The organism is Pseudoalteromonas shioyasakiensis (genome assembly GCF_024518675.1).
Taxonomy (GTDB): Bacteria; Pseudomonadota; Gammaproteobacteria; order Enterobacterales; family Alteromonadaceae; genus Pseudoalteromonas; species Pseudoalteromonas shioyasakiensis_B.
Window position 1 is genome coordinate 583,720 of the sequence record NZ_JANIGL010000002.1, and the last position, 22,405, is coordinate 606,124.

The 22,405-nt window shown below is 41.8% G+C and carries 23 protein-coding genes and 1 riboswitch; of the genes, 3 read left to right on the forward strand and 20 right to left on the reverse strand.

Features of this window, described 5'->3' with window-relative positions:
- Positions 1 to 309 precede the first annotated feature (309 nt).
- The 5 genes from NQT69_RS08550 to NQT69_RS08570 form a co-directional block, all read right to left on the reverse strand.
- The gene (locus tag NQT69_RS08550) at positions 310 to 849 is read right to left on the reverse strand and encodes a hypothetical protein (protein ID WP_256827227.1); all 540 of its coding nucleotides are present in this window, start codon (positions 847 to 849) and stop codon (positions 310 to 312) included.
- A 566-nt stretch (positions 850 to 1,415) separates the two neighbouring features.
- A complete protein-coding gene (gcvP, locus tag NQT69_RS08555) occupies positions 1,416 to 4,307 on the reverse strand; it encodes an aminomethyl-transferring glycine dehydrogenase (protein WP_256827228.1) in 2,892 nt (963 codons plus the stop codon).
- A 166-nt stretch (positions 4,308 to 4,473) separates the two neighbouring features.
- Positions 4,474 to 4,863 carry a glycine cleavage system protein GcvH gene (gene gcvH / locus NQT69_RS08560; protein ID WP_256827229.1) on the reverse strand — a complete coding sequence of 130 codons (390 nt, stop codon included), beginning with the start codon at positions 4,861 to 4,863 and terminating at the stop codon, positions 4,474 to 4,476.
- A gap of 216 nt (positions 4,864 to 5,079) precedes the next feature.
- Positions 5,080 to 6,162, reverse strand: coding sequence for a glycine cleavage system aminomethyltransferase GcvT (gcvT, locus tag NQT69_RS08565; protein ID WP_256827230.1), 1,083 nt, complete (start codon positions 6,160 to 6,162; stop codon positions 5,080 to 5,082).
- A gap of 162 nt (positions 6,163 to 6,324) precedes the next feature.
- Positions 6,325 to 6,924 (reverse strand): hypothetical protein, encoded by a 600-nt coding sequence (locus NQT69_RS08570; protein ID WP_256827438.1) that lies wholly within the window; start codon positions 6,922 to 6,924, stop codon positions 6,325 to 6,327.
- Between the two features lie 126 nt (positions 6,925 to 7,050).
- Between NQT69_RS08570 and NQT69_RS08575 the strand changes: the two genes are divergently transcribed.
- On the forward strand, positions 7,051 to 7,896 hold the full coding sequence (locus NQT69_RS08575) for a LysR family transcriptional regulator (RefSeq protein WP_256827231.1): 846 nt from the start codon (positions 7,051 to 7,053) through the stop codon (positions 7,894 to 7,896).
- A gap of 122 nt (positions 7,897 to 8,018) precedes the next feature.
- Here the strand turns inward: NQT69_RS08575 and nagP are convergent, their stop codons facing one another.
- The 4 genes from nagP to yaaA form a co-directional block, all read right to left on the reverse strand.
- The gene (nagP, locus tag NQT69_RS08580; protein ID WP_256827232.1) at positions 8,019 to 9,320 is read right to left on the reverse strand and encodes an N-acetylglucosamine MFS transporter NagP; all 1,302 of its coding nucleotides are present in this window, start codon (positions 9,318 to 9,320) and stop codon (positions 8,019 to 8,021) included.
- Positions 9,321 to 9,638: 318 nt separating this feature from the next.
- Positions 9,639 to 9,827: a DUF1289 domain-containing protein gene (locus NQT69_RS08585; RefSeq protein ID WP_256827233.1), complete on the reverse strand. Its 189-nt coding sequence runs from the start codon at positions 9,825 to 9,827 to the stop codon at positions 9,639 to 9,641.
- 167 nt (positions 9,828 to 9,994) lie between these two features.
- Positions 9,995 to 10,906, reverse strand: coding sequence for a mechanosensitive ion channel family protein (locus NQT69_RS08590; protein ID WP_256827234.1), 912 nt, complete (start codon positions 10,904 to 10,906; stop codon positions 9,995 to 9,997).
- Positions 10,907 to 11,010: 104 nt separating this feature from the next.
- Positions 11,011 to 11,790, reverse strand: coding sequence for a peroxide stress protein YaaA (yaaA, locus tag NQT69_RS08595; RefSeq protein ID WP_256827235.1), 780 nt, complete (start codon positions 11,788 to 11,790; stop codon positions 11,011 to 11,013).
- 224 nt (positions 11,791 to 12,014) lie between these two features.
- On the opposite strand from yaaA, the gene tal reads away from it, so the two are divergent.
- Together tal and NQT69_RS08605 are read left to right on the forward strand one after the other, a co-directional pair.
- Entirely contained in the window at positions 12,015 to 12,965 is a 951-nt protein-coding gene (tal, locus tag NQT69_RS08600; protein WP_256827236.1) for a transaldolase, read from the forward strand.
- A 190-nt stretch (positions 12,966 to 13,155) separates the two neighbouring features.
- The gene (locus tag NQT69_RS08605; protein WP_087530970.1) at positions 13,156 to 13,344 is read left to right on the forward strand and encodes a DUF3545 family protein; all 189 of its coding nucleotides are present in this window, start codon (positions 13,156 to 13,158) and stop codon (positions 13,342 to 13,344) included.
- A gap of 73 nt (positions 13,345 to 13,417) precedes the next feature.
- Here NQT69_RS08605 and ung read toward each other — a convergent pair whose 3' ends face one another.
- The 11 genes from ung to nqrM form a co-directional block, all read right to left on the reverse strand.
- Entirely contained in the window at positions 13,418 to 14,080 is a 663-nt protein-coding gene (gene ung / locus NQT69_RS08610) for a uracil-DNA glycosylase (protein WP_256827237.1), read from the reverse strand.
- The gene (locus tag NQT69_RS08615) at positions 14,077 to 14,934 is read right to left on the reverse strand and encodes a cobalamin-binding protein (protein ID WP_256827238.1); all 858 of its coding nucleotides are present in this window, start codon (positions 14,932 to 14,934) and stop codon (positions 14,077 to 14,079) included. Before NQT69_RS08615 ends, ung begins: the two co-directional genes overlap by 4 nt.
- Entirely contained in the window at positions 14,934 to 15,533 is a 600-nt protein-coding gene (gene cobO, locus NQT69_RS08620) for a cob(I)yrinic acid a,c-diamide adenosyltransferase (RefSeq protein ID WP_256827240.1), read from the reverse strand. The genes NQT69_RS08615 and cobO overlap by 1 nt, the downstream gene beginning before the upstream one ends.
- Entirely contained in the window at positions 15,530 to 17,020 is a 1,491-nt protein-coding gene (locus NQT69_RS08625; RefSeq protein WP_256827439.1) for a cobyric acid synthase, read from the reverse strand. The genes cobO and NQT69_RS08625 overlap by 4 nt, the downstream gene beginning before the upstream one ends.
- On the reverse strand, positions 17,020 to 17,544 hold the full coding sequence (gene cobU / locus NQT69_RS08630) for a bifunctional adenosylcobinamide kinase/adenosylcobinamide-phosphate guanylyltransferase (protein ID WP_256827241.1): 525 nt from the start codon (positions 17,542 to 17,544) through the stop codon (positions 17,020 to 17,022). The genes NQT69_RS08625 and cobU overlap by 1 nt, the downstream gene beginning before the upstream one ends.
- A complete protein-coding gene (locus tag NQT69_RS08635) occupies positions 17,541 to 18,353 on the reverse strand; it encodes an adenosylcobinamide-GDP ribazoletransferase (protein WP_256827242.1) in 813 nt (270 codons plus the stop codon). The genes cobU and NQT69_RS08635 overlap by 4 nt, the downstream gene beginning before the upstream one ends.
- A 3-nt stretch (positions 18,354 to 18,356) precedes the next feature.
- Positions 18,357 to 19,418 carry a nicotinate-nucleotide--dimethylbenzimidazole phosphoribosyltransferase gene (cobT, locus tag NQT69_RS08640; protein ID WP_256827243.1) on the reverse strand — a complete coding sequence of 354 codons (1,062 nt, stop codon included), beginning with the start codon at positions 19,416 to 19,418 and terminating at the stop codon, positions 18,357 to 18,359.
- 2 nt (positions 19,419 to 19,420) lie between these two features.
- Positions 19,421 to 20,428 carry a FecCD family ABC transporter permease gene (locus tag NQT69_RS08645; protein WP_256827245.1) on the reverse strand — a complete coding sequence of 336 codons (1,008 nt, stop codon included), beginning with the start codon at positions 20,426 to 20,428 and terminating at the stop codon, positions 19,421 to 19,423.
- A complete protein-coding gene (locus NQT69_RS08650) occupies positions 20,412 to 21,233 on the reverse strand; it encodes an ABC transporter ATP-binding protein (protein ID WP_256827246.1) in 822 nt (273 codons plus the stop codon). The genes NQT69_RS08645 and NQT69_RS08650 overlap by 17 nt, the downstream gene beginning before the upstream one ends.
- An 86-nt stretch (positions 21,234 to 21,319) precedes the next feature.
- Positions 21,320 to 21,456, reverse strand: a riboswitch (cobalamin riboswitch).
- Between the two features lie 20 nt (positions 21,457 to 21,476).
- Positions 21,477 to 22,094, reverse strand: a complete 618-nt coding sequence (locus NQT69_RS08655) for a histidine phosphatase family protein (protein ID WP_256827248.1) — start codon at positions 22,092 to 22,094, stop codon at positions 21,477 to 21,479.
- A gap of 71 nt (positions 22,095 to 22,165) precedes the next feature.
- A complete protein-coding gene (gene nqrM / locus NQT69_RS08660; RefSeq protein WP_256827249.1) occupies positions 22,166 to 22,378 on the reverse strand; it encodes a (Na+)-NQR maturation NqrM in 213 nt (70 codons plus the stop codon).
- Between the last annotated feature and the right edge of the window lie 27 nt (positions 22,379 to 22,405).

Below are 22,405 nucleotides of genomic sequence, written 5' to 3' on the forward strand. Positions count from 1 at the left end.
ACTCAACCTTTCGACTTTAACAAAAAGGTTAAAGAGTTCAAAAACACAGGAAATAGCTGTTATTTAGGTACATATAAGCATAGCTAAAACTAACATGCAAGGATAAATAACAACACTTAATTTTTTGAATGAAAAGGTCAAAAAAACAAAGCTGCCTGCTTGACCGGAACTTTCTAATGGGTGACCCACTTGGTTCTAAACTACTCATTTTTTAACCACTAAATTGAGCTTCGCCATTGAATTACTTGTCTTTATAGCGCGTTATTTTAAAACCTTCTTTGCGTAAACTCTTATATAACTCACGGTAGCCTAAACTGGATCTAATGCATCACCTTCTAATTGATCATTATTAGGCTTAAATTCCCTTATTTTAATTTTATTATTAATTATATTTCTAAGTTGTTCATTGTTGGATACAAAAAACATTTCTAGAGAAAATGAATCTTGAAAAACAAGTTTTTGCACTTTATTCTCGATTACAACGGCTTGTATAAGCTTATAACCATCAACAATTACGTTGGGTCGATAATAAATTGTATGCTGACTATATTCAGGAAAATCAAAAAAAACATTAACAGCCTCATTAGATATAATCTCACAACCACCATTTATATGTGCAATATCATTCCCCTCACAAATTACTGCAATGGGAGCCCCTGTTTCGCCAAAAACAGCTATTTCAGATAATATAGCACCATTATTAGGTTCTATATCTAATACGGCTATACTTAAATTATCAACCGTTTTATGGAATGACTTTTTTTTTGAGTATTGCTGGTACTTATGCTCATCGGCACTTAAATTAAAAGCCAACACCAGCATTAATAGAAAAACAATCCTTAAATTCATATATCCCATCATATAAAAGTAACATTAACGCAATCAAAGTACCTTAACTGGATACTTATTGCACTTGTAAATTTCATAAAATGCCAATCTCACGTTGAACACCCTTCCCCCGTCATCACACCCTGAAAATAAGCAATTGATGAGTAATTCATTTCATGGATGAAATGAAAGCCATGCTTGCACATGGATGTGCTTTCATGGCGTTTACGTTCACATCAATTAATTATTTGAAGGAAATAGCGTGATGCTCGGGTGGAAAATATTCGCGGCTAAAGTCAGCTCCTACAGAGTGTCCAGAGAGGGGTCAGCGGCAGCCCCTCTTTGACTGCCGTCGCCAGCGCGACAAAACCTTGAATAAGGTTTCTATTCTCTAAAAAACAGATAAATTCGCGTTATCGATGATAATAACCTCAAACACCTATTCAAATACTTATTTGGGCTTCGCCCAACACGCCAGCAAGCTGTGCGTCTACAATGTTTAAACGCACACAAAAAAACCGTTGCATTGCTGCAACGGCTTTTAAAATTTTATCAATTCCCAATCTTTAATTGGAATTTTTTAAAATTTAGTCTCTGTATGTCTCTACCGCTGGGCATGAACATACTAGGTTACGGTCGCCGTATACGTCATCGATACGCGTTACTGTTGGCCAGAATTTGTTTTTTGCAACAGCTGGTACTGGGAATGCAGCGTAGAAGCGGTCATATGCTCTGTCCCACTCATTACCAAGTACGTCGCCTTGTGTATGCGGTGCAAAAACTAGCGGGTTGTTTTCGATAGACCATTCGCCAGAGATCACTTTGTCGATTTCGCCTTTGATTGACACCATCGCTTCGATGAAACGGTCAATCTCAACTTTAGACTCAGATTCAGTCGGCTCAATCATCAGCGTGCCCGCTACTGGGAACGACATAGTTGGTGAATGGAAACCGTAATCTTGTAGGCGCTTAGCCACGTCCATTTCAGTGATGCCTGATGCATCTTTTAATGGGCGTAAGTCAACAATACATTCGTGAGCAACACGGTTGTTGCGACCACGGTATAAAATTGGGAAGTGCTGGCTTAACTCGTGAGTTAAGTAGTTAGCATTCACAATCGCCATTTCAGTGGCTTGTTTAAGGCCTTCGCTACCCATCATGGTGATGTAAGCCCATGAAATAGGTAAAATAGCCGCAGAGCCGTATGGTGCTGCTGATACCGCGCCGTTGCCTACGTTAGTGCCAGGTACGTTAATTACGCTGTGGTTTGGCATAAATGGCGCAAGGTGTGATTTAACACCGATTGGGCCAACACCTGGGCCACCGCCACCGTGTGGAATACAGAACGTTTTATGCAAGTTTAAGTGCGATACGTCAGAGCCGATAGAACCTGGGCTAGTAACACCTACTTGGGCGTTCATGTTTGCGCCATCCATGTAAACTTGGCCGCCGTGCTGGTGCACGATGTCGCAAATTTCACGGATTGTTTCTTCGTATACGCCGTGCGTAGACGGGTATGTGATCATGATACATGATAGGTTTTCTGATACTTCTTCAGCTTTCGCTTTAAGATCAGCCATATCAACGTTACCGTTTTTGTCGCAATCAACAACCACGATTTTCATGCTCGCCATTTGTGCAGATGCAGGGTTTGTACCGTGCGCTGAACTTGGGATCAAACATACATTACGGTGTGCATCACCACGCGACTCATGGTATTTACGAATCGCGATTAAGCCTGCGTATTCACCTTGTGCGCCAGAGTTAGGCTGTAGTGATACGGCATCGTAACCGGTAATGTTAACCAACCAATCATGTAGTTCGTTAATCATGATTTGGTAACCTTCTGCTTGGTCTAGCGGGCAGAATGGGTGAAGGTTAGCAAACTCAGGCCACGTGATTGGGATCATCTCAGCTGTCGCGTTTAGTTTCATAGTGCATGAACCTAACGAGATCATTGAGTGGTTAAGCGCTAAATCTTTGTTTTCAAGACGCTTAATGTAACGCAGCATTTCAGTTTCGCTGTGGTACGAATTGAAGTTCGGGTGCGTTAGCACTTCGTCATCACGTACTAGGCTTGCCGGAATTGACTCGCTACCGTTTGCTTCAATGTCAGCAGCAATTGCATCAACACTTAAACCATGGCCTTCACCTAGGATGATGTCGAATAACTCGGCTACGTCAGCACGGGTTGTGGTTTCTGATACTGCAATTGAGTACTCGCCATCATGGTTAGTTGCAAAGTTAACGCCATTAGCAACTGCACGAGCTACTACGTCGTCTTTGTCATCGCTAACAACAGTTAGGGTATCAAACCATGTGTTGTGCTTCAGGTTTACGCCTTTAGCTTGTAGGCCAGCGGCTAAAATATCAGCAAAGCGATGAATACGCTGTGCGATTGTTTTTAAGCCTTGTGGACCATGGTACACCGCGTAAAACGCTGCCATGTTGGCAAGTAATACTTGCGCTGTACAAATGTTTGAGTTGGCTTTGTCGCGGCGAATGTGTTGCTCGCGCGTTTGCATTGCCATACGTAGTGCATCGTTACCTAAACGGTCTTTAGATACACCAATAATACGACCTGGTAATGAGCGTTTGTACGAATCACGCGTGGCAAAGAATGCCGCGTGAGGACCGCCGTAACCCATTGGCACACCAAAGCGCTGTGCAGAACCAAGTACTACGTCTGCACCCAGTTTACCCGGTGCTTTTAATAGTAATAAGCTCATGATGTCGGCTGCAACACAGGCAATCGCTTTTTTGCTTTGTACGCCAGCGATTAAATCAGTGATGTCTACCACTTCACCTGATGTTGATGGGTATTGGAATAACGCACCAAAAATTTCGTGATTTACGGCATCAGCCGCAGGACCAACTACCACTTCAAAACCAAACTGGTCGGCACGCGTTGCAACTACGTCGATTGTTTGTGTGTGTACGTCATCAGCAATAAAGAAGATGTTGGCTTTTTTAGCTTTAGAAACACGCTTTGCAAGGCCCATTGCCTCTGCAGCTGCGGTTGATTCATCAAGTAATGATGCACTTGCTAAATCAAGACCGGTAAGGTCTAAGGTCATAGTTTGGAAGTTTAATAATGACTCTAAACGCCCTTGAGCAATCTCTGGTTGGTATGGAGTGTACGCTGTGTACCAGCCTGGGTTCTCAAGTACGTTACGTAAAATTACGTGTGGTACGTGAGTTGGGTGGTAGCCTTGACCAATATAAGATTTGAACACTTTATTTTTATTGGCTACTGATTTTAAGTAGCTTAGTGTTTCAACTTCAGTGCGGCTTTCGCCCACTGTAAGGCCTTGCTCTAAGCGGATGCTTGCAGGTACAGTTTGACCGATCAGCTCTTCAACACTCGATACTCCAAGAGCACTTAGCATATCGCTTACTTGTGCTGGGCTTGGCCCAATATGGCGGCGAATAAAATCTTGCGTTTGCTCTAATTGTTCAAGAGATTTGGCGTTTGACATTTGTCCAGATTCCTATGATCCAAAAAATAAATGGTTATCGCTAATGGGTGACCAGCAATAACTTAAAAGCTTTTGATTTAATGACTTACAATGTATGGAAAGGTAAGCGGTAAAATCATAAAAGCCCCAAGTTTGTGGGGCTTTTAGTCTCAACAATAACTAATAATTAGTCTTCGTCGATGGTGTTTGCATAGCCTTCAGCGTCAAGCAGATTTTCCAGCTCAGACTCATCAGATGCTTTAATGCGGAATAACCAACCGTCGCCGTAAGCGTCGTTGTTTACAGTTTCTGGTGCATCTTCAAGCTCTTCATTGATTGCAATGATTTCGCCACCGATTGGTGCGTAGATATCTGATGCTGCTTTAACAGACTCTGCAACTGCACAATCTTCGCCAGCGTCTACTTCGTCACCAACTTCTGGTAATTCTACAAAAACCATGTCGCCAAGAAGCTCTTGTGCATGCTCAGAGATACCTACAGTGAAAGTACCGTCACCTTCGTTGCGAACCCACTCGTGTGAAGAGGCATACTTTAAATCGCTAGGGATATTGCTCATTTTTTGTTCCTTTGGTTTTGATACCAATCAACTTAAATATTTAACCATTCTAGCGGTCTAAATAAAGCGCTGACTGCGTTATTAATTTATCAGGTAGAACAACTACATATCAAAATTAATGCTTTGTTATCACTCTATTTATCTGTCGCTATAAGTGGTTAATAACTCAACATGATTGGTATTATTGGGTGATAACACCAAATTTTAATTAATACTTTAAAGTACAGACTTACCGTTACGTACAAAGCTTGGTTTTACTACTTTTACGTTAACTAATTTTTTACGCATTTCTACTTGGGCTGTCTCGCCTGTTGAACGTGGTACACGTGCAAGAGCAACACTAAAACCAAGTGTAGGTGAGAAAGTACCAGAGGTAATAACCCCTTCGCCACCTTCAACGATTACTTTTGAACCGCTACGCAATACGCCTTTTTCTTCAAGCACTAGGCCAACTAATTTGTCTGTGCTTTTTTCTGCGCGTTGCTTAACTAATACATCACGACCGATAAAGTCACGATCTTCAGGCTCCCACGCAATGGTCCACGCCATGTTTGCTGCAAGTGGTGAAACGCTTTCGTCCATATCTAGGCCGTAAAGGTTCATACCTGCTTCTAAACGCAGTGTGTCACGTGCGCCAAGGCCTGCTGGTTTAACACCTGCATCTAGCAGTTGTTGCCAAAGATCAGCAGCTTGCTCGTTCGGTACTACAATTTCGTAACCGTCTTCGCCAGTATAGCCTGTTGTCGCAATAAATAAATCACCAACTTGAACACCAAAAAACGGCTTCATACCTTCAACGGCTGCTTGTTGCTCAGCGGTTAAAAGTGTCGCTGTTTTTGCTTTAGCGTTAGGGCCTTGTACTGCAATCATGGCAAACTCTGGGCGCTCCGTTACTGCAACGGCAAAATCGGCTGATACTTTAGCCATATGCGCTAAATCTTTTTCGCGAGTTGCTGAGTTAACCACTAAACGGTAATCCGTTTCAGAGAAAAAGTAGATGATAAGGTCGTCGATTACGCCGCCTTGTTCGTTAAGCATACCTGTGTATAAGGCTTTACCTGGAACAGTTAATTTAGCCACGTCGTTAGCAACTAATTTGCGTAAGAATGCTTGTGCTTGCTCGCCTTTAACATCCACAATCGTCATGTGCGATACGTCAAACATGCCAGCATCGGTACGCACTGCGTTGTGCTCTTCGATTTGCGAACCATAGTTGATTGGCATTTCCCAGCCGTGAAAATCAACCATTTTAGCGTTAGCTTCAAGGTGCTTTGCATGTAAAACTGTTTTAGAAGTCATAATATTCCTTCACTTTATAATTAACCCAATTTTGGGCGTGGCCTCAATTTAATGAGGGGGAATAACATGGGCGGCGATTATACATAAGTTGTACTGCACTGACACCCAAATTGCGAATTTGTTACTATAAACTCGGTTTAAAAACCGAATTTTAAAATCTGGTTAAGCAACCTCTGCCAAGGTTAAATCAAACCCATGCTGCTGTAATGTTGCCTGCCACTTTGCAAGCTCTGGGGCCTTAGCCACCAGCTGAAAATACTGCTGAGATTGTTTATCGATGGCGGTAATAAATACTTCGCCACTTTGTGCGCCGTAACAGCTTGTTGCGTTAGATAAGCGCAAGCCCGGTGTTAGCTTAAAAGCGTCAATCAAAGTATCAAACGCTTGCTCACCACCTAACGTTAAAACAGCTAAGTCGCTACGCACAACAAACTCAATATCGTAACGCAGTTGCTGCTCACAAATCAGTGACTGTAATTGGGCGCTGGCATCACTATGTAAAACAAATCTAAATGCGGTCTCGCTAAAATAATATAAAGCAAAACTATAGGTGCTATTTAAGTCGCCGTCTAACGTGCCTTTTAAGCCTAAGCCACTGGCGGTTAGTTTATTTAAATCTAACCCTAAAATAGCCGTTAAAAATGGGATTGCCTCAGTGCCACTAAAATCAATGACCACACTATTATTATCGGCCTGTAGCATATTGCTTTGCGGCGCATCTAGCTGGCTGTGACGAGCGAACATTATTGGAGTAAAAGTCATCATTGACACCTATCAATCTATAGTCACAAAAGTATATTGCGGGTGGCGTGCAACAACAAATTGTAATTTCTTATCAATTGATAAATAATAATTATGTATTTAACCTTATAAATTGAATTTTTTTATATGAAGAATATTTCAACAGATGGATTACGCACCTTAATTACCGTGGTTGAGGTAGGTGGATTCGCCAAAGCCGGAGAATTGTTAGGTTTATCGCAACCTGCTGTGAGCTTACAAATTAAGCGCCTTGAAGATATGCTCGGCCATAAACTATTTAAAAAACAAGGTCAGCGCCAAGTGCTTAATCAGTATGGTGAATTATTATTGCCGATGGCAAAACACATGCTGTTGCAAAACGACAGTATCTTACAGTTGTTTACTAAAGAAAACGTTACCGGCAAAGTAAGGTTAGGTATTCCCAGCGAATTTGCCGCGCGTATATTGCCCTCTATCATTGGCGATTTTATCGCGCTATACCCTGATGTATCGCTAGAGGTTAAATCACGTTTAAGTAAGCATTTACTTTCAGTGTCACGTGAAGATCAATTTGATTTAGTATTGGCGTTAAATGAAGATTTAAACTCTGAGAAATTCCCGGTATTTATGCAAGACCAACTTGTTTGGGTGGGTGACTTATCATTGGCGCAAAACGAAGTGGTTACTTTAGTTACTGCGCCAGAAGGTTGTATTTACCGCCGCCGTGCTATAGAGGCGCTGCAAATGGCCGGAATAAAATACCGCATAAGTTATAGCAACGCCGATTTAACCGGCCTCACCGCAGCGCTCAAAGAAGGCTTAGGCATTACCGTACTTGCCAAAAGTACCGTGCCACATGAGTTAAATTATCAGTTACACACTAAAGATTTACCCGAACTTGGCCGCATTGGTATTAGCTTAATAAACCGTGTAGAACACCCTGAACATGCGGTAGCTAAACTCGCTGAATTTATCAGCCTACGTTTAAGTTAACAGGCCAACGTTGTTATTGGTTCAAAGTCTAATAAAAAAAGCGCGGTATTAACCGCGCCTTTGCTCACTTACAAACTTTCCTAACTCGCTAACTTTACTCTCGCTAACTGACTAACTTTATTCTACTTCCAACTTTTCATTTTATGGCCTTTAAGCGCATAGAATAAAATGAATAAATAACTTGGGATCATCACAACGTAAGCACCTTGCGGGCCAAGGCCAACGACATTTCCTAGACCAATCAATAATGGGCCTAAAGCGCCACCAGCAATACCCATAATTAATAAGCCTGAAGCCGTGCCTGTTAAACGCCCTAACCCAGCTAACGCTAAAGGCCAAATAGCAGGCCACACCATAGCATTAGCAAAACCGAGTAATGCAATGCATAACAATGGGTCTGGAAGTTCAGGGCCACCAAATGGGACTAACAACAGGTTAGCAATAATAAACGAATCATTGCTCCCCATAATAACTGCAAGCACAGTCACTATGCCTGCAACGCCCGACATAACGAGAGCACTTTGTTGTGACATAAAACGTGGAATAAGTGCTATACCAATGGCGTAACCAATTAACATACACGCCATAGTGTATGAGGTCATTACAGAGTAGTCGGCGACACCTATTTGTAACGCGTAAGAACCAATAGTATCAGCGGCAATTACTTCCACAGCCACGTACAGAGCTATGCCAATTACACCAAATACTAGGTGAGGATGTTGTAAGGCTTCTTTTACTTCTCCTTTGCCACTCCCTTCAGACTCTTCGAAGACTAAATCAGGTAATGGTGCAAATTTAGCAAAGAGTGCAAACAATAGAATAAAGCCTGCAATAGCTAAATAAGGTAAAATTAAACTATTTGCCATCGCATCTTTTTGCGCTTGCGATAATTGCTCTCCGTCGGCAACGACACCACTTACTACTACGGCAGCAAAAATCACCGGTACAATTACACCTGCAAACTTATTTAATAAGCCCATAATACAAACACGTACTGCAGCTGATTTCTCAGAGCCCATTTTTACCACATAAGGGTTAATCGCTGTTTGCAAGATTGTTTGCCCCACACCAATCATTAATTGAGCAAATAAGAATATTTCAATCATTTGCAGCTTTGCAGCAGGGATATACATTAATGCAGAGGCCGCCATAATAGCACAGCCGATCGCCATACCATTTTTATAACCAACCCGCTTAATTAGCATGGCCGATGGAATACCGGCAACCGTTACGGCAATGTAAAATGAAGAGATAATAAACGAAGCTTGTAATGGTGATAACACCAGCATTTGTTGTAAAAATGGAGTAATTGCACCATTCAGCCAGGTTATACACCCTAAAATAAAGAACATTGATCCTGCCAATGTCATTGGCAGCCAAATACTGTGCTTAGTATTTGCTTCTAACTCGACGGTTGCTTCCATAGTTTTATCTCAACAGTTTATTTTAATTAATTATTTTAGCCGTACACCATAAAAGCTTGGTAAACCCGAGGTATAGCAATACTAAAACCATTTTTATTACATAAAATTAATCATACACCAACAAAAATGACAGCGCTATCATTTTGCGTAAAAGTTACTCAAAAACGACTTTTACGGCGGCTTAAAATAAAAAATAGAGCTTATTTACAACAGGTTAGATAAATACTGGAATTATATTTATGAAAAATTCATATCGAGGACAAAAGAATGTGCTCTAAAAGTATGTTGATTGGCTGATCCTTAGCACCGTTAAAGTCGTTATTTTTTTGCTACAGCTTTACGCCCTTGGCATGTTGCAAGTATTTGTTCTTTTCGACTGATTGAAGCGCTATGCCATTCAAGTATTTCCTCAAGGCTGCGAAAACAGCCAATACAAATATCTCTACTATCTAAGCAGCAACATCTAATGCAGGGATTTTTCGGATAAAGCTCATTGTTGTCACACAAACTAACCCCCCACTATTCAAGATCAAGTTTACCTAACTTTAGTTTGAATTTAGTTGTGTGTCAGTTAAATCCTCTGCATCAATGCGTGTAAATTAGTATTAAGGTTAAGTAAAAAGTACATTATACAAAGCGCATTCCGGCATACGCTTTGTATCTATTAAGCGAGTTTAATCTTGGCTATCCTGTTTTTGACTAATCATCGCATCAAGCTTTTCACCCCCTTTAATTCCAAAATCGAGCGTGCGAATTGGGAATGGAATACTAATGTCAGCTTCTGCTAATGCTTGTTTAACGGCAACAACCGCTTTGTGCCTTACGGTCATAAAATCCGCTTCACCGGGGTATTTTATCCAAAACCAAACTAATAAATTAACGCTGCTATCGCCAAACCCTTCTGCATAAACTGCGGTTTCGTCTTGCTTTATAACAAAATCAAACTCATTGATTTTTTTAACTATCACCTCAGCAGCTTGTTCTGGATCATCACCGTATGAAATCCCCACAGGCACTTCAATGCGGCGAACACCTAAGGTGCTGTAGTTACGTAATACATTACGAAATAGGATTTTATTTGGCACTAGAATTAATTGACCATAAAAGTTTTCAATCAGGGTATTACGTAAATTAATTGATTTAACCGTACCAAAAGCATCATCGGTTTTAATGACATCGCCAGTTTTAAAGGGTTTTCGAATACCCATGGCGATGCCTGCGATGAGGTTTTCGGTCATATCTTGAAACGCAAAACCAATTGCTAAACCAACAATACCGGCACCTGCAAGCAATGAAGTAACCGTGCCTTTTAACCCCATAAAATCCAGAGCAATAAAGACCCCAACACATAAGACGACCATCTTGAAGATGGACGCCATTAAATCGGCTATTTGCTTGGAGTCTAACGATCTACGTAAAACCTTACGCACCATGGAGCCTAAAAAGCGCGCGAGAATTGAAAATACAATGGCAATCAGTACTGCGACGATAAAGTTAGGTATATGGCTTATAACAATATCAAACCAGCCTCCGAGCTTTTCTTCGATAAGCTTTTCGGCTTCACTAATTGAAGGGATATTTAGCATGATTGATCCTGAAAACTATTATTTAATAATCAGGTTATTGCAAAATAAACGCCAAAAATAAAAAACCACGCATTTGCGTGGTTTATTTAAAGCTTAAATGTCGCTTAATTTTGCTCGTCGCGTAAAAATACAGGCTCAAGTTCTTTACTTGTCGCTTCTTCACTAAAATAGTAACCATCCACTGTAAACTGTTTTAGTTGACTCAATTGAGTTACTTTATTTTCGATAATATAACGAGCCATTAAGCCACGCGCCTTTTTAGCGTAAAAGCTAATAATTTTATATTGACCATTTTTACAGTCTTTAAAATGTGGCGTAATAATTTGCGCAGATAAGGTTTTTTTATCAACCGCTTTAAAGTACTCGTTTGAGGCGAGGTTCACTAAGTATTGGCTGTCTTGCTCAGCAACAACTGTATTGAGCTTATTAGCAATAATACTGCCCCAAAATTCATACAAGTTCTTGCCGCGGCTGTTATGAAGCTTGGTGCCCATTTCAAGGCGGTACGCTTGCATTAAATCAAGCGGCTTCAGTAACCCATATAAACCAGACAAAATACGCAAATGGCTTTGCGCGTAATCAAGCTGCTCAGCTGTGAGTGTATCGGCGGCTAAACCACCGTATACATCACCGTTAAAAGCGAGCACGGCTTGTTTTGCATTTTCTGTAGTAAACGGCTGTGACCATTCACTAAAACGAGCAGCATTAAGCCCTGCTAGCTTATCGCTGATTTTCATTAAGCTACTAATTTGTGCAGGTGTAAGCTCACGACAAACACTCATCAGCTCTTCACTGTGCTCTAGCAGCTCAGGGTGACTGAATTTATCTGTAGTAGGTTGGCTTTCAAAATCTAAATTTTTTGCAGGTGAAATAACAGTGATCATAGTTAGCTATTGACTTGTAAATTATTTAATGTCAATTTCAACATTAAATGAAACGAAATGCACGTTTTGTTTAGTCCTACCTTACTTTTGCGCGGCAAAATTTGCATTGCGCCTTCGTTCTTTACTGATACGGACATATGACCTATCAAGCGCTGTCACAGTGTTGCAGTATAAGGTAGTTACAGTAGATTTTCTTTTAACTTGCTTGGAATGAGGAAAAGCAAATGACTTCAGCTCTACAAAGGCTCAAACAACATTCTTCTATCGTAGCCGACACCGGCGATATTGAAGCGATTAAAAAACACCAACCAGAAGATGCGACGACAAACCCATCTTTACTTCTTAAAGCCAGCGAGATCGAAGCGTATAAGCCTTATTTAGATAAAGCATTTAGCTATGCTAAAGAAACCGAGCAAGATGCCGCCAAACAACTTGAACTAGCTTGCGATTACTTTGCCGTATTACTAGGTAAAGAAATCAGCGAGATTGTACCGGGTTATATCTCTACCGAGGTCGATGCGCGTTTATCATTTGACACCCAAGCAACTATCGATAAAGCCCATACTTTACTAAGCCTTTATGAAAAAGAAGGCGTGAGCAAAGATAAGATATTAATTAAAATCGCTTCTACGTGGGAAGGCATTAAAGCCGCAGAGCAACTAGAAAAAGAAGGCACTAAGTGTAACCTTACTTTATTGTTTAGCGACGCCCAAGCACGCGCCTGTGCCGACGCAAACGTATTTTTAATCTCACCGTTTGTCGGCCGTATTTTAGATTGGCACGTTGCAAATGGTATGGAAAAACCAACCGACCCACTACAAGACCCTGGTGTGCAATCGGTTCGTAGCATTTTTGAGTTTTACAAACGCCATGATTATAAAACCGTGGTTATGGGCGCAAGCTTCCGTAACACCGGCGAAATTATCGCGCTAACGGGTTGTGACAAGCTAACTATTAGCCCTAACCTGTTAGAAGACTTAGGCACGCTTGAAGGCGCTCAAGAATACTTACTTGAAAGTGATATTCCTAAAGAGCCAAAACCTGAGCCACTTACAGAGTCTCAGTTCCGTTGGTTACATAACCAAGATGCTATGGCGACAGAAAAACTAGCTGAAGGTATTCGCTCATTTGCTGACGCGCAAGAGCAATTAGAAGCACGCTTTATGGCAATGTAACCACTAAAATAATAAGTGAATAAACACTTACTTTAAAAAACGCCACATTTGTGGCGTTTTTTATTTTTTAACGTTAAAGATTTAATCCAGCCATCACATTTACGTAACATTAGTGTCACTTTTTTATTCTATTTTAGTTTGGCCTGTGATATAGGTATTTCCGAGGTTCAAAATTCAATAGGAGAAGTTCATGGATAGCCTAGACGATATTTTAGAAATATTAGAAGGTCCTAGTACAACAAAAAAGACCTCTCAGAAGAATAAAAAGAGAAAATGGCGCGAAATCGAAGCTTTGAAAGATAAGCAACGCTTACGCAAAGAACTACAGGAGTTAGACTATTTTGCAGACAACATTGCGATTGATGAGTTAGATTTTTAACTTAACAAGTAATAAATTAAATGGCCGCATGCTTAACAGCTAACGGCCTTTTTAATTTTTAACCTCAGGTTACTTACAGCTGCCAATTTATAGCGGCCTTGCCTTGCTGCTCAAGTAGCTTATTCGCTTTAGAAAAGTGCTGACAGCCAAAAAAGCCTCGGTGCGCTGAAAGCGGTGATGGGTGTGGGCCATTCAGCACAAAGTGTTTGGTTACATCAATCCCCTTACCTTTCTTTTGCGCATGAGCGCCCCATAAAATAAACACCACACCGGTCGTATTATCGTTAATATGGGTGATCACCTTATCGGTAAATTGCTCCCACCCTAAATGTTTATGAGAGTGCGCTTGACCTTGTTCCACAGTCAGTACGGTATTTAATAAAAATACGCCCTGCTCAGCCCAGCTTTGCAAGTAACCATGATGTGGTACTACAAAACCGGGTATATCAGCAACAAGCTCTTTATAAATATTTTTCAGCGATGGTGGTAATTTAATCACCTCAGGTTGTACAGAAAAACATAGGCCATGAGCCTGTCCTTCGCCGTGGTATGGGTCTTGCCCTAAAATAACCACCTTTATATTGCTAAGCTCCGTGGCCTCAAAAGCACTAAACACTTGATGCTCAGGTGGGTAAACCGCAACGCCTTCACTGCGCCTTTGGGCAACATAAGCAAGGGTATCTTGCATATAAGGTTTAGCACATTCGCTTTGTAAAAATGTTTGCCACTGACTCATTTTGCATCCTCTATAACCGCTCTAGATTGATCTATTTTATTACACATATCATCTAGCCCATCAAGCATACGGGTGGTGAATCGGTGTAGTAAGTCGGCGTTAACTTGAATAAACTGATTAAGCTTAACCGCGGGGACTTCAGGCCACTGCTGCCAATCAATAACTGGTTGTTTGATTTTTGACTTTTCTTCAGGAAGAATAATCACCTCTGGTTTTGCAACGATCACGTTTTCAATACTTATAAGTGGGTAATCTGTTTGGTTATTAGCAAATACATTGCTGCCATGACAAATTTCAATAAGTTGATTGATCCAGGTATTTTTACTGACCGTCATCATCGGCTCAGGCCATAGCTGATAAAATATAGCAACACTCGACTTTGCTTGTTGCTTTGCTTTTATAGCTCTGAGCTTTTGCTGGAACTGATTTGCAGCGTGTTTTGCAGATTCTTCACGGCCGGTGATCTTGCCTAACCTTAATAACTCATCGGCTACTTTCTCAACTTCATTAGCTTCACTGTATGAAATTTCGACACCCATACGTTCTATCAAAGCTAAATCGTCAATTTTACTGCCTGTTTTCCATGCCAAGACTAAATCAGGCTTAAGCGCTAAAAGCTTTTCTATTTGAATACCTTGATGACCACCTAAACGCGGGATCGTATTTGCCGCCTCTGGAAAATCGGCATATTCGACCGTGCCGACAATTTGTGCGCCAGCACCGATCGCATATAAATTTTCCACAATGTGGGGCGCAAGGGCCACAATTCTCAATTGTTGCTTATTAGTGTCAGCCAGTAGATTAACACTGGCCAAGGCAAAACAAACAAATAATGCGAGTCTTAACACCCGCATTAGTAATCAAAGCCAATTTGCGCTTTTACACCGGCATCAAAAGCATGTTTAACGTTACGTACTTCGCTTACTGTATCGGCTAACTCCGTTAATTTACGATGTGCGCCGCGCCCAGTTATGATTAGAGATTGCATCGGAGGACGATTGGCAATCACCTTTAACGCCTCTTCTAAATCAATGTAGCCATAGGTGATCATATACGTAATTTCATCAAGCAATACGAGGTTAATTGATTCATCAGCAAGCATGCGTTTAGCTTCTTGCCAAGTCGCTTGCGCGGCGGCGGTGTCTGACTCTTTATTTTGCGTTTCCCAAGTAAAACCGGTATTCATTATAACAAACTCAACACCTGCCCCCTGTAATATATTGCGTTCACCACAAGGCCATGTACCTTTTATAAATTGGCACACGGCTGCTTTCATACCATGGCCGACACAGCGTGTTACCGTACCAAAACCTGAAGTTGATTTACCTTTACCATTACCGGTAATAACCTGAAAAACGCCCTTTTCTGTTTGCGCCGCAGCGATGCGTTCGTCCACTTTGTCTTTTACTTTTTGTTGCCGTTGTTGGTGCTTGTCGTTATTTGTGTCGCTCATCTGCTCGCTCCTTTCCAGTTTTGGTAAATTTTAATAATTTGTGGAATGTCTAAATGTTGTTTGCACATATCAGCTAAGCGCGTTAATTGCTGCTCTCGATGTGTATTTATATCTATATGCTGTTCAATATCACTATTCGGTTTCACCCAATTTAGTATTAATTGGCAGGCTGAAGCGTTATCAAATAGGCCATGTAAGTAAGTACCCGCTATATTATTGTCATCCGATATAAAACCATCATGAGCCACATTTTGTGGGTGTAAGGTAAATCTTAACAATGGCTGTTCAAGTGCAGGACCACAGCTTTGTCCCGCGTGAATTTCATACCCCGTTACTTGGGCTTCACTGCCACTTAAATGCATAATAGCTGATGCTTGCGTCAATACTTTTTCAACGCCTAATTGAGTTGTGAAATCAGCAAGTGCTAGCCCTTTACACTGCTGGGTGTTTGATTCAACTCCCGCAGGGTCGTAAATATCGGTGCCTAACATTTGTAAGCCACCGCAAATACCGAGCACTTTACCGCCATAGCGAAGGTGGCGCTTAATTTGCTCCTCCCAGCCTTCATTTTTTAGAAAGGCTAAATCACTAATGACATTTTTACTGCCAGGGATAATAATCAGATCAACATTAGGAATAGACTGTGTGTGGCGTACGTAGTTTATATCTATTTGTGAGTTTAACCGCAGCGCATCAAAGTCGGTATGATTACTAATGTGTGGCAACAATAACACCGCAATTTTGACTTTCGCTTGCGTGACTGTGTTATCAATAGCAACGGCGTCTTCCGCATCTAAGGCCAGATCATGCAAATAAGGTAAAACGCCAAGTACAGGTTTGCCAGTGTACTTTTCAAGCCAATCAAGGCCACCTTGTAGCAGTGCAATATCGCCGCGAAAACGATTGATAACAAAACCTTGTACTCGCGCTTGCTCTGACTCGCTCAGCAAGGCCAAAGTACCCACTAAGTGGGCAAACACGCCGCCTTTATCAATATCGGCAATAATAATTACAGGGCAATCCACCGCTTCGGCATAACCCATATTGGCAATATCACCGGCGCGCAGGTTGATTTCAGCAGGGCTCCCCGCTCCTTCAACAACCAGCAGCTCAAACTCTTCACTTAATCTGTGTTGTGAGGTAAGCACAGCATCCATCGCGACTTTTTTATAATCGTGATAAGCACCCGCTTCCATGTTGCTAATCGCTTTGCCATGAATGATCACTTGGGCGCCAGTATCGCTATTGGGTTTAAGTAGTACCGGATTAAAATCGATTCTTGGCGCAACCTTTGCCGCGATTGCTTGTAACGCTTGAGCACGGCCTATCTCGCCGCCATCTTCGGTTACTGCGCTATTAAGTGCCATGTTTTGTGGCTTAAAAGGCGCAACATGAACACCTTGCTCGGCAAACACCCGACACAAAGCCGCAACAAGGGTACTTTTACCAGCATCGGATGTGGTGCCTTGGATCATAATTGTTTTCATCATTTGCTACTTTTTAAGGTGAGCGGCAAGCCTGCCATTATAAATTCAACCCGAGCAACTTGTGCTGCTATTGCCTGATGTAACCTGCCTGACTCATCAACAAAGTCACGGCTTAATTGCCCAAGTGGTACAATGCCGTGCCCCACTTCATTACTAACAAAAATAACCTGGCCTGGTAGTACATTTAGCACATCAAGTAATGCCTGCTTTTGTTGCGCCCAGCAGTTATTATCGCCGCATAGGCAGTTTGTAAGCCACAGGGTAAGGCAATCAACTAAAATACAGTTGCCAGCTTTACTGTGAGTAAGTAAAGCCTCTGCTAATTCAATAGGCTCTTCTATCACTAACCAATGTTGCGGGCGCTGCTGCTGATGATGATGAATACGCGCCTGCATTTCATCATCACGCCCTTGTGCTGTTGCAAGATAAATAACCGTCTTTTCGGTTTTACTTGCTAACTGCTCTGCAAAGCGACTTTTACCGCTGCGAGCTCCGCCAAGTATTAAGGTGTGCTTAGGTTTCATAATGCTGTACTCGTCATTACGGCTACTAACACGATATAAATACTCAACTCGCTTAGCTGTTGCGCCGCCCCTAAGCAATCTCCAGTGTAACCACCTAGCTGGTGCTTAAACCATGCTATCATGGTAAAGCGCACTAGCAGTAAACTAACAATAATGAGTAATAACCCTTGCCAATTAAGCAACTGTAAAAACACTGCAAAAGCACATAAAAGTGCGCCAGTTAATAATAAAATAATGAAGCTTGTTGTAGATAAATGCATCGCTAACGGTTTCACTTTTGCAGTTGCATCTTCGCTGACATAATCCATGCTTAAAATAATACTGGTCGCAACAACACGGCTTAAACACTGCCCAGCAACAATAGCAAATACCAACAAATTCATTTCATCAGCTAAAATCAGTAAGCTTTGATATTTAAGCAATATCATAATAATAAGCGCCGCTGCACCATAAGTGCCTAAACGACTGTCTTTCATGATGTTTAACTTTTGTGATACCTGCCAGCCACCACCAAACCCATCCCATACATCGGCCCAACCGTCTTCATGAAATGCACCGGTCATGAGTAAACTCAGCGCCATAATTAACAGCACGGATATTGAATTAGGCAATATCAATTGTAGGCAGTAAAAGGTCAAAGCCATTACGACACCTAAACCTAAGCCGACCAGTGCAAAATAACGGCTGGCTTGATTTAAGTGCTCCCCAGTTACCTCAAAGCGAAGGGCTATCGGGATGCGGGTTAAAAAACTGACTGCTAGTTGTAACAGCTGCCACTGCGTGATACCTGTTTGGGTTTGAAAGCTCAACGGTTACACCACGTCATCTACAGCGGCATCTGCAAAGCTTGCCATCTTATTATAAAAGCCGAGTGCACTTTGCAACAAAGGTAAACTTAATGCTGCGCCGGTGCCTTCACCTAAGCGTAGCTCTAGTTGCAATAAGGCTCTAACTTCCAAATGGGCTAGCATTTTACAGTGGCCTTGCTCGTTTGAGCTGTGTGCAAAAATTAAATAGGCTTTTACATCAGGGTTAATTGCAATCGCAACTAAAGCTGCCGCAGTACAAATAAAACCATCAACAAGCACCACCATTTGCTGTTCAGCAGCACTGAGCATAGCACCCACAATATGCACTACTTCAAAGCCTCCAAGTGCGGCAAGTAATGTGACTGGGTTATCTAGCTGAGCTTTGTGTAAAAGCAGCGCTTGCTCCACAACCTTTACTTTACGAGCAACCACCTCATCACTCACACCGGTGCCTTTACCCACGCATTCACTGGCAGGGAGTTCAAGCATAGCCGCCATAATAGCGGCTGCACTGGTGGTGTTGCCTATGCCCATCTCACCCAAGGCCAGGGTATTACAGCCACTACTTTTAAGCTCTAATACAAGTTGTTTAGCATTACTAAACCCTTGCTGTACCTGCTCAGTACTCATAGCCCTATGTTGATTAAGCGGCTCGGTGATATCCCCTAAACGGCAATCACGAATACCCGCGTTGCGTACTTTAGTTAAAGTACCGCAATCAGCTATTTCAAGCTGCCAACCTAGCTGGTTACAAAATACATTAATGGCCGCACCGCCAGCAACAAAATTAGCGAGCATTTGCGCTGTTACTTCACTAGGCGCGATAGATACGCCTTGTGCAGCTACACCATGATCACCAGCAAATACTATCAATGTAGGTTGATTTATCATTGGCTGAAAACCTAAAAACTCGTCTTCATTTTCAATCTGCTGACTCAGGATTTTCACTAAGTGTTGTGCCAAAGGCTCAAGTAAACCGAGTGCGCCAAGTGGCTTGGTCTTTTGCTTTATTTTATCGCTGATAAGCGCATCAAATTGCGGGTTTAATGGTTTTATTGCAAACATTATTAATACACCTTTTTGCGAAAACACAATAACGATAAAAAGAACACGCTGCCAATCGCCGAGGTGATCACCCCGATTGGTAGCTCTTGATTACTCATCACAATACGTGACAGTACATCTACCCAGACCATAAATGCTCCACCAACCAGTGCAGTCATCGCAAGGCCTGTTAAGGTTCCTTGGGATACGAAAAAACGCACTATATGGGGTATCATCAAACCCACAAAACCAATCCCGCCACATAACGCCACCAAGAGCGCTGTAATTAACGAACTTAACAGCAACATTAATAAGCGAAAGCGCTGCACTGGAATGCCAAGCGTTGTTGCACTTTCATCACCGAGTAGCATGGCATTGAGCTGACGCCGAAAGCTCATTAACAACGCCATGCAACAAAGAATGATTAAAGCGGGCAACATTAATGCTTGCCACTGCGCTCGAGCAAAACTACCTAACGTCCAAAACAAAATCGCCGTAATAGCTTGCGGATCGCTAAAATACAAAAGTAAGCTGGTCAATGCACTGAATAAAAATGATAGTGCAACACCTGCCAACAACATGGTTTCAACCTGACTCGAGCGTTTACGCCCAGCAATAAACATGAGAACCAGCATGGTCATCATGCTGCCAACAAAAGCCGCTAACGACATTGAAAACCCAGCACTAATACCCGTAAAGGTAATAAAACACACCACACCGAATGAAGCCCCAGATGAAATACCAAATAAATACGGATCGGCTAATGGATTACGGGTGACGGTTTGTAAAATGAGGCCTGCAATTGCTAACCCAGAGCCGGCTAAAAATGCCAGTAAAGTTCGTGGCAAACGTAACTGCCAAATGAGCCGTTCAACAAACGAATCATTACCCTGCATAAACAAGTGGCCTATTACGCTGTTATAAACATCAATAAATTTTGTCGGGGCCGCACCAAAACTCAATGCAGCAAAAATGCTGAGTACGCTTAATACAATACTTAGTGGAAGTAACAGGTTATTTTTCAGTGGCATGGAGCTCTCCTGATTGATAACCATAAAAATACGTTACATGTGGAATGGGTTGCGCTTTACTTTGCGGGTGAGTTGATACTTGTGCACACACACCAAATACATCACTCAGCATTTTCTCGGTTATCACCTGCTGCGGCTTGCCAGATGCAACTATTTCGCCGTGACCGATTACTAATAATTCGTCACATAAGCTCGCAGCTAAATTCAAATCGTGAAACGATGCCAGTACTGTCACACCGAGCGACTTAGCTAATTCCATCAATTGAATTTGATACTTAACATCAAGGTGGCTTGTTGGCTCATCCATAATTAAAAGTTGCGGCTTTTGCACTATGGCACGAGCTATTAGAGCACGCTGTTTTTCACCACCGGAGAGCGAGTCAAATGCTTGGTTAGTGTGCTCTGTTAGCCCGACTTGCTTAATTGCTTGCAGAATAAGTTGCTTATCTCCATTTGTAGTCGCACTAAATAACCGCTTATGAGGAGTGAGCCCTAGACTGACAACATCATACAGAGATAGATTAAATTGCGAGGGGGTTTCTTGCAAGACCACGGCAACTTGCTTAGCAAAATCATCAGCGCTCAATTGCCAGATATCTTGGCTTGCAAGTCTAATTTGGCCTTGGCTTGGCTTATAAAAACGATAAAGACAACGCAGTAAACTCGACTTACCTGCCCCATTAGGCCCTAGCAAACCGACAAATTGCCCCTGCTCAATGCTGATATTTATTTTTTTAAGAATTGATGTATTAGCAACAGCCCATGATAAATCGTTGACTGTGAGAAGTGGTATTGATGTCTGCAATGTTTATCTCTGCTTGTAAGCGAAACCCCATGCAGTCAGCACAAACATTATGCTTGCGTAAAAGTGAGTTAACCCGCTCAGTTATTTAAGTTGATTGTAACGTATTTAGTATCTGACTTATCACTGAAGTGACTTACAGTTGCGGGAACAGTTGAGGACTTGCACCTCATTCCTAAATACCCCTCTATTATGAGCAGGTGAGTTTATATTTCAATTAATATCTTTCTAGATGGCTAAATTATATCAGAAAGCAATTTTCGGCCAGGGTTCACCCTTTTCATCAATATACAACTCAATGCATACATAGCCAGCGTAAGGGATTGAAAACACATTATGGCTAATAGTTGATTCACGCGGGAGCTGACAAACAAATGCTAATATTTGTTTAATAACGCCAGCATGGGTTATGACTAAATGCGCACCTGCATTTTGTGTCGTTATTGTCGCTAACAATTGCCGCCACCAATTTTCAACTCGAGAATAAAATTCACTCATTGACTCACCATTGGGTGGCGTTGATTGCCAAGGAGTTTGCCAGAAATCACCAATCGTTGGTGAGCAAGTTTGTTGCCAAAGTGCTTCATAGCTTTGCCCATCCCAATCGCCAAAATCATACTCTGCAATCGCTGCTTCAATACTAAGTGGTAACTGTCGAGTTTTTGCAAGTGCTTGAGCAAAATGCTGGCAACGCATTAAAGGAGAGCTAGTTATCGCTGTAATATCACCAAGCTGAGACACAGTATCTTGTAGCTGTTGATAGCCTTGTTTAGTTAATAAAAAATCACTCTGCCCAGCCAGAACATTTTTTTGTTCCAGCTCGCCATGGCGCAATAGATAAATCTTAGTTGTAAATGGTTTCATTAACCCTGGCTCTTAAAAGATACAAAAAAAGCGCCAATGGGAAGGGCGCTTTTTACTCTAGTTTATCGAGATTATAAAATTTGGTTTTCTTTCCAAACTTGCTCTTTTTCCATGCGCTTTTTACGCTTGTCACATGGGTCGTCACAATCACAAGCTTTATCAATACCTACTGAGCCTAGGCCACCACAGCTGCTCGCCATAGATTTTTTCTGCATAATAATGCCAATGGCCATTGCTGCGACAATTAAAATAAGTAAACCAAAAGTAAGAAGAAAAAGTGACATTGCTTAGCCCCTATTGTTCAGCAATTA